This is a genomic window from Streptomyces sp. V2I9 (assembly GCF_030817475.1).
Classification (GTDB): Bacteria; Actinomycetota; Actinomycetes; order Streptomycetales; family Streptomycetaceae; genus Streptomyces.
Genome location: NZ_JAUSZJ010000002.1, coordinates 6,927,731 through 6,938,157, shown reverse-complemented (window position 1 = coordinate 6,938,157; position 10,427 = coordinate 6,927,731). Strand labels below are relative to the sequence as shown.

Below are 10,427 nucleotides of genomic sequence, written 5' to 3'. Positions count from 1 at the left end.
CACCCACACCACATTTCTTAAGCACCGGTGACATTTCGCGGAGCGGGAGGCGGACCACTCTCCGCGAGGCAGCGGCCGACCGTACAAGTAGCGGTGAAGGTGAATTCAAAAGCTCGGGAATTCACCCCGCTGTCATCACGTCCCCCGCCAAAGCGCAACGACCGGCAGCGCCCCGGTAGCTCTCACGGAAGAGAAGAGCACGGGGGTCGGGGCGTGCCGGGAACACCTGGGCGGGTTCCCTCGTTCGACCTCAGGCCCAGTGCCGTACCTGTGAACCGTGAATCCGGGGGACCGCCTTGCCCGACAACCCTTCCGCCGACGCCTCCACCGCGGACACCACCGCGTCCGGCACCGATGCCAGGCTCCGGCCTCCCGCCGCACAGGCGGAGCGCCTGATCGAGCTCGGAGTGCACGAGATCGCGGGCATCCCCGCCGAGGACATCCGCGCTTTCGCCAAGACGGTGGGCCAGGTCGACGGCGTCCTGCTCGTCATCCATCCGGACCGAGCCCCTGCCTCCGCCCTCGCGCCCCTGCTCCGGCACGACGGCAAGCCTGGTTTCGTCGTCAGCGACATGCAGGACGTCGACGATTTCGTCCCCACCGGGATCGAACTCCCCGACGCGCCGCTCTACTTCGTCAGCGGGATCGACCGCGGCGACCACATGTCCAACTGGAGCCCGGAGGAGGCGCTGCCCTCCCTGGCCGGTGCGGACCGGACACCCTTGACGCTCGTCGAAGGTATCCACTGGGTACTGCAACAGCCGGCGGTGCTCGAACGGAACCGCTGCTTCATGACCATCGGATCACGTCTGCGCAAGGCCAACGGCGCGCTGGACGCGCGCACTCCGGCGATCTGGATCAGCAACGGAACAGGGCGGGACGGCCGGGAGCGGCGCAACGCGCCCAAGATCGGATGGTGTTGGTGGGGCAACCGCCACACCTGGCTGGGATTCGCTTCCACCACGGGGCGCGCGAGCCAGTAGCCTTCGGCCCCTGTTTTTCGCTGTCCGACGCGTCACAGGCGCCCCGGAGCTCGTGCTCCGGGGCGTTCGACGTCATCGGCACATCATCATTCCCCGTACTTCACCAGGAACTGACGGCGTGGTCACCCTGGAGGGCACGTACCTGCCGACCAAGCCCTTCTGATCGATACCGGTACCGCGTCACCCACGAGCGGCGGCGGGCGGGCCGGAAGAACAGCCTTCCGGCCCGCCCGGCCCGCTCCCCTCGTTGCCGCCGCCGTCCCGGGTGTGGCAGCCCCGAGTTCCGGGGTCGGAGCCCGGGCCCGGCCTGTGGACCGGGCCGGGCCCACGGTGGCCGTGATCAGCTGGTGCGGTTGTAGATCGCCGTACCGGGGCAGGCGGTCACGCCCAGGCGGGTGGCGCACCCGGCGTACTGGCTGGACCCGTTCGACCACAGCCAGCCGCCGATGGTGCGGCCGCTGAGCCAGGTGTACTGGCCGTTGTAGTTCGCGTCGTACGTGCGCAGGCTCCAGTGCACGTGGGCTCCGGTGGCGGACCCGCCCGCGCAGACGTCCGTACCGATGGTGCCCAGCAGGGCGCTGCGGCCGATCGACGTTCCGTTGTAATACGTGGTGTTGCGCATGTGGTAGTAGTCCGTCGAGAAGCCGCCGGGGTGGATGACCCGCGTCCAGCCTCCACCGGCGCCGCACATGGAGGTCGCGGTGCCCTCACGCGACGAACGGACCCGCCCGCTGGCGTTGCCGCCGGCGAAGTCGAGGCTGCTCCAGTAGCCGGTCGAGCCGGTGTGGGAGTGCGCTCCGCCGGTCAGGGTCATGTAGTAGTCGGGCATCCAGGGCAGCAGCAGCCCGTTGGTGTTGACGGCCGTCACCCCCACGGACGGCTTCTCCTGCTCCGGCGTCACCTTGCGCTGCGCGTAGGCGGTCATGTTGCGCCGTTCCGCCTTGCCGACCAGCGGAGACGTGGCCACATGGTCGGCGAACTCGCGGTCGCCTTCGAGGCCCGCGATCCACTTCCCGTCCTTGCGGTGGGCGATGTAGAGCCAGCCCTCCGGGTCGCCGTGGTGCGTGCGGGGCGCTTCGACGTACGCGACGCCGCGGGCCCAGTTGGCCGACACGGTGCGGACGTCGACGACGACCTTGCGTCCCTCGTCGGCGAGCTTGCTGACGGCCGCATCCGCCGAGAGACCCTTGGCGTCGTCGGACCGGGCCAGAACGTCGGCGGAGACGGCGTTCACCAATCCCTGTCGAGCGGTGCCGAGGTTGTCGGCGGCCGTGGACGACATCTTCACGGTGACGCCGGACGACGGCGGCGCGGCAGCCTGCGGTGCCACGGCGGATGGCGCGGCGGAGTCCCGGAGGGAAGCCGCCGCCTGGGGGGCGGTGACGAGCAGCCCGGTAACGGCGAGGGCGGCGACGGCGGTTCTCACGGACAGCTTGGAGAGCATGGGGGATGTCCCTTCTGAACAGGAGGCCCTACCGGACCGGCAGGAAGGAGGGCATTGCGGGTGGGACCATGCCGAACGGAAGACCAGGACGCGCGAATGTCATGCATGCATCAAGTTCTATGCGCATAGACTAGCGTGACTCCGCGTTGCCGCAAGAGAACAAGTAGCACTCCTGGTAGGGGAGTTGACGCCCACCGAGGCCGATCTCGGACGATGGCGCCGCGACCATGCCTCGGGGGCGGGTACTTCCGCGCCCTGGTTCGGGGACGGACGTCCGTGCGAGGATCGCTCCGTGAACGATCTTCGCTGCCGTCTCGCTTCCGGGACCGACCTCCCCGCTGTCGTACGGCTGCGTGACGATGCCGCCCGTTGGATGCTGGCGCGGGGCGTCACCCAACAGTGGCAGCCCGGCGAGCTGGGTGTGGAGCACTTCCGGAAGATCATGGAGAGCGGCGAGCTGTGGCTCGCGGAGAAGGCCGACGAGGTGGTCGGGGCCTGGGAGTTGTGGTGGGAGGACGAGGCGGCCTGGGGGCCGCAGTCCACAGCCGCCGGATACGTGCACCGGCTGATGGTGGACCGGACCGCGGTCCCGCGCGGGACCGGGCGGCAGCTTCTCCGGGTGGCCGAGCGGCGCGTGGCCGCGACCGGGCGGGAGCTGGTGCGGCTGGACTGCCTGGCCGGCAACGCGCGCCTGACCGCGTACTACCTCGACGCCGGTTACCGGGCGGTCGGGACCAAGGAGGGCAAGCCCCAGCCGGGTGGTTCCTTCAAGTCGTTCACCCTTCTCGAGAAGTCCGTACGGGACGGCGCGGAAGCGGCCTCCCTCACCTGACGTCTCCGCCGGGAAGGACCGGACCGCGGGCAGCCCTCCCGGTCCGGGGAGAGGCCCCCCGCCACCTCCTGGAGCGAAGGCGACCGGCCCCGGCCGGTGGCCCGTGCTCCTCAGTCACCGGGGAGCCAACCCCTGGCGTTGAGCTCCTCGACGAAACGGCCGAACGCGTCGTCCAGCGCCGGGCGTTCGGTCGCCACCGGTTCGACGAGGGCGCCGCCGCCCACCATGGCGGCGGCGCTCGCCGCGAGGTTCTCGTGGAGGGTTCCGGTAGCGGCGAGGAGCGCCGCGCCGAAGGCCGTCTCGGCGCGTTCGACGACCCGGACCGGGCGGTCCAGGGCGGTGGCCCGGATCGCCGTCCACACGGCGCTGCGGCTGCCCCCGCCGGCGGCGTGCAGGGGGCCGAGCACCGGGACCCCCAGGCGCACGATCCGTTCCAGTGCCAGGCGTTCGACGAAGGCCACTCCTTCCAGCGCGGCGCGGTGGGCGTCGGCCTCGTCGCGGGGGCCGCCCAGCCGGAACCCGCGGGCCGCGCCGGAAACGAAGGGGAACCGTTCGCCGTCGCGGCGCAGCGGGTAGCACACGTACGACGCCGGGCCTCGGGCCGCCGCGGCGGCGTCCAGCTCGGGCAGTCGGCCCGGTGCGACGTCGGCCAGGCACTCCCCTCCGGTGTTGGACGCCCCTCCGGGCAGCCACCAGCCGTCGGGGTGGCGGTGGCTGTAGAAGGCCCCGGTCGTATCGCGGACCAGGTGTTCGGAGACCCCTTTGAGGACGTACGTGGTGCCGAGCACGCCCACGAACCGGCCGGGTTCGACCGCCCCTGTGGCGATCTGGCCCGCGCAGCCGTCCGTCATCCCGAGGCGTACGGAACATCCTTCGGGCAGTCCCGTGGCCTCGGCCGCCCGTGGGCCGACGGTCCCGGCCTCGGTGCCGGGGGCGCGCACCTCGGGCAGCAGCGCGATCGGGAAGCCGAGAGCGTCGAAGACCTCGTGGGGCCACTGGGCGGCGCGGGCGTCGTAGCCGGTCTTGAGGGCGTGGCTCCAGTCCGTGGGGACGGGATGGCCCGTCAGGGCGCGGCCGATGACGTCGGGGGTATGCAGGACGTGGCGCAAGGCGGTGCCGTAGGTCCGCGAACACCGGACGGCCCGGCCGAGCGCGGCGGTGGGGCCCACCGACAGACCGAGCGCGTCCCAGCGGGCGCTGCCCGCCCGCTGGGCGTCGGCGTTGAGGTCGGCGGCTCGCCGGTCGTCGTACATCAGGGCCGGGCCGAGCGGTGCGCCGTCGACCCCGGTGGGCACGATGGTCCCGGAGGTGGCGGAGACGGCGACGGCGATCACCTCGCGTCCGCCTCGGGGCAGCGCGGCCGTGGTGCGGCGCAGTGCCGAGCGCACGGCGGGCCACCACGACCGGGCGTCCTGCTCGCTCGTTCCCGCGGGGGTGCGGACGGGCGGCGGCAGGTCGTTCCGCGCCTCGGCGAGCAACCGTCCCTGTCCGTCCACGCACACCACACGGACCGACGCGGTCGCCACGTCGATGCCGATCACGGCCGGGGGGCCGCCGGTGGCGCGGCGGGGTTCGCTGCTCATGGCGGGGGGCGTCCTTCCCGGCGGGGCGGGCCTCACATGTCCGGCTGGCACATGACGGTCCGTCACGATGGATGCGTACGGGGGAAATTAACACGCGTGCCATCAGGCGGGGGTGGAGCGGCCGCGGGTTCAGGTGGTGGCGGCCACCGTCACGCGGGTCCGTTCGCGGAGTCGGCCGAGCAGCTCGGGGTCGGCTCCGTCGTCCACGACGAGGTGGTCCAGGTCACCGACGGGCCCGACCCGGTGGAGCGCGGTCCGGGCGAGCTTGGTGTGGTCCATGAGCATGACCTTCGTCGCCGCCGAGGTGAGCATCGCTCGCTTGACCAGCACCACGTCCTGCTCCTGGTGGTAGGCCGACCTGGTGTCGAGGGCGGAGGTGGAGACCGCGACGAGGTCGACGGAGAGCGCCTCCACCGCCTCGACGCAGGGCATTCCGAGGAAGGAGTCATGGGTGCGCGAGTACTCGCCGCCCAGGGCGATCAGGCGTATGTCCTCGCATCCGGCGAAGACGTCGAGCACTCGGCGGGCGTTGGTGACCACGGTGAGCGGGCCGAGCCCGACCAGCAGGCCGGCCAGCGCCAGCACCGTGGTGGAGTCGTCGAGCATCACCGACATGCCGGGCTCCACGAGGGCCGCGGCGGCATGCGCGACGGCGTTCTTCTCCGCCGCGTGGACGCCGAGCCGGTAGTCGAGGCTCGACTCGAACACCGTGGACGGCAGGGCGGAGGCGCCGCCGCGGAAGCGTCGCAGCACTCCTTGCCGCGCGAGGTCGTCGAGGTCACGGTGGACGGTCATCAGGCTGACGCCGGTGAACCGGGCCAGGTCGGCGCCCGTGACCGTGCCCTGCTCCACGACGTGGTCGGCGATGAGCCGTCGGCGTTCTTCGGCGGATCTCTTGGTCATGGAGGTCAGTCTCCCGCAGGGGTGGGGCCGGGCGCGGGGGCGGGGGGCGGCAGGGTGGTGGGCACGTTGAGCGAGCGCAGCGCCGTCCGCGTCCCGTGGATCTCGATCTCCGTGACGGCCCCGTTGTCCAGGCGGGGGAAGGTGTGCCGGTAGCGGCCGAGGGGCAGTCCGAGCAGGTCGCACAGGGCGATGCGCAGCAGGGTGTTGTGCGCGACGACGAGCACGGTGCCTCCCCGGTGGCGGTGGGCGAGGTCGCGCAGGGTAGTGGTGGCTCGGGCGGCCGCGTCGGCGACGGGTTCGGATCCGGGAAAGGCGCCGGCGTCGGCGTCCTCGCGGAAGCGGCGTACGGCTTCGGGGTCCTCCTCGGCCATCTCCTGGACGGTGCGGCCCTCGCCCCAGCCGAAGTCGACCTCCCGCAGCCCCTCCTGGACCTCCACGGTCAGGTCCAGGGCGGCCGCGGCGGGCGCCGCCGTCAGCCGGGCGCGGGTGAGCGGCGAGCTGGTGACCGCGTCCACGCGGTGGCGGACGGCCCAGGTCCCGAGGGCGGCTCCTTGGGCGAGGCCCCGCGGTGTCAGGGCGACGTCGGTGACACCGGCGTACCGGTTCTCCGCGTGCCACGCGGTCTCGCCGTGCCGTACCAGCAGGAGACGAGAAGTCATGGGGAGTGGCCCTTCCGGGGTGGGGCGGGTGGCGGCCCGTGCCTGCGGTACACGCCGAGTGCGCCGAGCGCATTGCCGGTTCACGTGGGCGCTGTTAAATTTAACAGCAATTCCACACTCCGGAACCGTCCTCCCGCACCTCCGATCAGGCTCCGGCCTGCTCGTCACGCCGTCCCGGCGGCTCTCCCGCAGAAGGATTCCGACGTCATGCGCATCCTCGCCGCAGGCGACCACTTCGTCCGCCCCGCGCTGATCCGCGCGGCCGTGTGCCAGGAGCTGTCCCGCACGGGCCGGGAGGTCCCGGAGATCGGTGAGCTGACCCTCCCCTGGCCCCATGAGCCCTTCGGTCCGGTCGGGGAGGTCCACGAGGCGAGCGGTACGGAGGACGGGCTCGTCGAGGCGCTGGCCGGGGCCGCCGTCTGTGTGACGCAGATGGCCCCGTTCACCGAGCGGGTGTTCGCGAAGTCGCCGGAGCTCCGGCTCGTCGCCGTGTCGCGGGGCGGCCCGGTGAACGTGGACCTGGCCGCCGCCACGCGCCACGGTGTCCGGGTCAGCTTCGCCCCCGGCCGCAACGCCCCCGCCGCCGCCGAGTTCGCCGTAGGGCTGATGCTGGCCGCTTCACGGCGAATCTGCACCGCGGACGCGGAGCTGAAGCGGGGCGTATGGCGGGGTGATCTGTACGCGTACGAGGAGAGCGGCGGCGAGCTCGGCGGATCCACGGTCGGGCTCGTGGGGTACGGCGCGATCGGCCGCCTCGTGGCACGGGTGATGCGCGCTTTCGGGGCGCGTGTGCTCGCGGCCGACCCGTACGCCGATCCCGCGCTGGTCGAGGCGGACGGCGTCGAACCGGTCGAGCTCGACGATCTGCTGAGCCGCAGTCAGCTGGTGAGCCTGCATGCCCGGCTGACCGAGGAGACCCGTCATCTGCTGGACGCGCGCCGTCTCGGCCTGCTGCCTCGCGGCGCGGTCCTGGTGAACTCCGCGCGCGGCGGGCTTCTCGACCACGCGCCGCTGCCGGAGATGCTGCGCAGCGGCCGTCTCGGGGCGCTCGCTCTCGATGTGTACGACATCGAGCCGATCCCCGCCGACTGGCCGCTGCACGACGTACCGAACGTGATCACCACCCCCCACCTGGCGGGTGCGACCCGCCGGACCGCGCACCGTGCGGCGGCCATCACCGCGGCCGAGGTCGGCCGCTTCCTGCGCGGCGAGGAGTTGTCCCACCTCGCGAACCGGGACGTCCTGGAGGCCGGCCGGTCCTGACGGCCGCCGCCGGCGGCCGGGAACCCTTCGGCTCACACAGGAGGCACCAGACGTGAGCACCATCATCGGTGTGGACATCGGGACGTCGGTCACCAAGGCCGTGGCGTTCGACGAGACCGGTGGCGCCCTGACCGCCGCGGTCCGGCGCTCGCACGTGGAGATGCTGCCGGGCGGGCGGGTCGAGCAGGATCTCGACGACGTCGAGGCCGGTGTCGGGGAGGTGGTGCGCGAAGTCGCCACCGCGATCGGCGGACCGCCGGAGGCGGTGGCGCTCACCGGGCAGGGGGACGGGCTGTGGCTGCGGGACGGCCGGGGCCGTCCGGTGCGGCCCGCCATCTCCTGGATGGACGCGCGGGCTTCGGAGTTGGTGACCCGCTGGCTGGCGGACGGCACGATCGGCGCCGCGTACGCGCACACCGGTTCCGGCATGTTTCCGGGGTGCCACGGCCCGCTGCTCAACTGGCTCCAGGAGCACGAGCCGGAGGTGTTGGACCGGGCCGCCGTCGCCGGCTACTGCGTGGACGCGGTGGCCCAGCGCCTGACCGGCCGGGTGTGCCTGGACGCCTCCGACGCGACGCTCCCGTTCCTCGACCCGCGCACCCGCCGCTACGCGCCCGAGGCCCTGGAGGCGTGCGGTGTCGCGGACCGGGCGGATCTGCTGCCGGTTCCCGCCGCTCCCGGAACGGTGCTCGGGCTGGACGACCGGGGCGCACGGCTTCTGGGGCTGCCGGAGGGGTTGCCCGTCGTGGCGGGGCCTTACGACCTTCCGGCCTGCGCGATCGGCAGCGGGGTGCGCGCGGTGGGCGACGGGGTGCTCATCCTGGGCACGACACTCGCGAGCCAGGTGCTGACCGACCGCGTGGATCTCGATCCGCTCGCGGAGCCCGCCGGCATGTGGCTGTGCACGCCCGACCCCGGCCGGTGGCTGCGCGCGATGCCGGCGATGGTGGGGACGGCGGCGCTGGAGTGGGTGCTCGCCCTCGTCGGCGCGACCACGGCCGACGTGGACGCGCTGCTCACCGAGAGCCCGCCCGGCGCGCGGGGCGTCCACGCGTTCCCCTTCCTGTCCGAGGCGGGCGAACGGGCCCCCTTCGTCGAGCCATCGGCCCGGGGCAGGCTCGACGGGCTCAGTCTGGCCACCGGACGGGCGGACGCCGTGCGCGCCGTCTGCGAGGCCATCGGCTACGCGGCCCGGCACTGCCTGGACGCTGCGGGACTGAGCGGCACCCTCGCCCTGTGCGGCGGAGGCACGCGCTCGGTGATGTGGGCCAGGCTGATGGCGGACGTGCTCGGCCGGCCGGTCCGTATCCCGCTGGAGGAGCAGGTCGGGGCGCTCGGTGTGGTGTCCGTCGCCAGGGCCTCGCTGTCCCCCGGGGACGAGGTGCCGGCGGGGAGGCACCGGGTGGTCGAACCGCGCGAGGGCGTACGGGCCCTGTACGAGGACGGATACGGGCGGTACCGGGCCGAGTTGGCGACGGCGCGGGGCGGGTGGGACCGCCTGGCGCGGTAGCCGGGACGGGTCAGGGCTGCCCGCTTCCGCTGGCGGCCTCCCTCTCTCTGTTATTTATGACATGACCATTGACACTCATAACAGGCAGGCTGTTCATTTGACGTGGAGAAGGGCTCTCTCCGACTGAAGACCGGGAGATTCCAGTGACGCCACGCTCTGTCAGATCACTCGCGGCTGCCGTGTCCACGATGGCGGTGGTCGTCTCCGCCGCCGCCTGTACGACCGAGACACCGAGCGGCTCGGGCGGCGGGTCGTCACAGAACGCGAAGATCGCGTTCCTGATGCCCGACATCGCCTCCACCCGGTACGAGTTGTACGACGCGCCGCTCTTCGAGGCCAAGGTCCGGGAGCTCTGCGGTGGTTGCGAGGTGCTGTACCAGAACGCGGGCGGGGACGCCGCGAAGCAACAGCAGCAGGCCGACTCCGCCCTGGCGCAGGGCGCCGACGTCCTCGTGATCGATCCGGTGGATTCCGCGGCGGCGGCGAGCACCGTCCGTACGGCACAGGGCCGCGGAGTTTCCGTCATCGCGTACGACCGGCCGATACCGGCGGCCAGGGCGGACTACTACGTCTCCTTCGACAACGAGAAGATCGGCGCCATGATCGGCGCCTCCCTGGTGGAGCACCTCACCTCCGCCGAGGCCGAGGGGGGCCTCCTCCAGGTCAACGGTTCACCGACCGACGCGGCGGCCGGGCTGATCAAGAAGGGCATCCACAGCGCGGTCGACTCCAGCGGCTTCGAGCTCCTGGCCGAGTACGACACTCCCGCCTGGGAGCCGGGGAAGGCCCAGAACTGGGTCAGCGGCCAGATCAGCAAGTTTCCGGGGCGGATCGCCGGGGTGGTCGCCGCCAACGACGGTACGGGCGGCGGTTCCATCGCCGCCTTCAAGGCCGCAGGGGTCGCCGTGCCTCCGGTGACCGGGAACGACGCCGAACTCGCCGCCGCCCAGCGGATCATCAAGGGTGATCAGTACAACACCATCTCCAAGCCGATCAGGACCGTCGCGGAAGCGGCGGCCACCGCCGCCCACGCCTTCGTCCGGGGTGAGAAGCCCCGAGGTGGGACGACGCTCTTCGGCACCCCGTCGGAACTCTTCACTCCGACCGTGGTCACCCGCGAGAACATCGGGGAGGTCCTGGTCGGCGACGGGAAGCCGCTGAAGACCGCCGAGGTGTGCACGGCGACGTACGCCGCCGCCTGCGCGGAGGCCGGCGTCACGTAGTCGCGCGGGCAGTCACCGGCACGCCCG

At 72.4% G+C, this 10,427-nt stretch carries 9 protein-coding genes; 5 read left to right on the top strand and 4 right to left on the bottom strand.

Annotated features, from left to right (window positions below):
• Nucleotides 1–296: 296 nt before the first annotated feature.
• Nucleotides 297–983, top strand: a complete 687-nt coding sequence (locus QFZ71_RS29995) for a DUF5701 family protein (protein WP_373465175.1) — start codon at nt 297–299, stop codon at nt 981–983.
• 340 nt (nt 984–1,323) lie between these two features.
• On the opposite strand, the gene QFZ71_RS29990 is transcribed toward QFZ71_RS29995, so the two are convergent.
• Nucleotides 1,324–2,427: a M23 family metallopeptidase gene (locus tag QFZ71_RS29990; RefSeq protein WP_307671290.1), complete on the bottom strand. Its 1,104-nt coding sequence runs from the start codon at nt 2,425–2,427 to the stop codon at nt 1,324–1,326.
• Between the two features lie 292 nt (nt 2,428–2,719).
• Here QFZ71_RS29990 and QFZ71_RS29985 point away from each other — a divergent pair, with 292 nt between their 5' ends.
• Nucleotides 2,720–3,259 carry a GNAT family N-acetyltransferase gene (locus QFZ71_RS29985; RefSeq protein WP_307671289.1) on the top strand — a complete coding sequence of 180 codons (540 nt, stop codon included), beginning with the start codon at nt 2,720–2,722 and terminating at the stop codon, nt 3,257–3,259.
• 110 nt (nt 3,260–3,369) lie between these two features.
• Here QFZ71_RS29985 and QFZ71_RS29980 read toward each other — a convergent pair whose 3' ends face one another.
• The 3 genes from QFZ71_RS29980 to QFZ71_RS29970 all read right to left on the bottom strand — a co-directional run bounded on the left by QFZ71_RS29980 (nt 3,370) and on the right by QFZ71_RS29970 (nt 6,404).
• The gene (locus QFZ71_RS29980; protein ID WP_307671288.1) at nt 3,370–4,842 is read right to left on the bottom strand and encodes an FGGY-family carbohydrate kinase; all 1,473 of its coding nucleotides are present in this window, start codon (nt 4,840–4,842) and stop codon (nt 3,370–3,372) included.
• 129 nt (nt 4,843–4,971) lie between these two features.
• The gene (locus QFZ71_RS29975; protein WP_307671287.1) at nt 4,972–5,745 is read right to left on the bottom strand and encodes a DeoR/GlpR family DNA-binding transcription regulator; all 774 of its coding nucleotides are present in this window, start codon (nt 5,743–5,745) and stop codon (nt 4,972–4,974) included.
• Nucleotides 5,746–5,750: 5 nt separating this feature from the next.
• Nucleotides 5,751–6,404 (bottom strand): histidine phosphatase family protein, encoded by a 654-nt coding sequence (locus QFZ71_RS29970; RefSeq protein ID WP_307671286.1) that lies wholly within the window; start codon nt 6,402–6,404, stop codon nt 5,751–5,753.
• A gap of 207 nt (nt 6,405–6,611) precedes the next feature.
• On the opposite strand from QFZ71_RS29970, the gene QFZ71_RS29965 reads away from it, so the two are divergent.
• From QFZ71_RS29965 to QFZ71_RS29955, 3 genes are all read left to right on the top strand, one after another.
• Nucleotides 6,612–7,667: a 2-hydroxyacid dehydrogenase gene (locus tag QFZ71_RS29965; protein ID WP_307671285.1), complete on the top strand. Its 1,056-nt coding sequence runs from the start codon at nt 6,612–6,614 to the stop codon at nt 7,665–7,667.
• A 52-nt stretch (nt 7,668–7,719) separates the two neighbouring features.
• A complete protein-coding gene (locus QFZ71_RS29960; protein WP_307671284.1) occupies nt 7,720–9,177 on the top strand; it encodes an FGGY-family carbohydrate kinase in 1,458 nt (485 codons plus the stop codon).
• A gap of 188 nt (nt 9,178–9,365) precedes the next feature.
• Complete coding sequence (locus QFZ71_RS29955; protein WP_373465222.1) at nt 9,366–10,400, top strand: substrate-binding domain-containing protein; 1,035 nt, start codon at nt 9,366–9,368, stop codon at nt 10,398–10,400.
• The last annotated feature ends 27 nt before the right edge of the window (nt 10,401–10,427 follow it).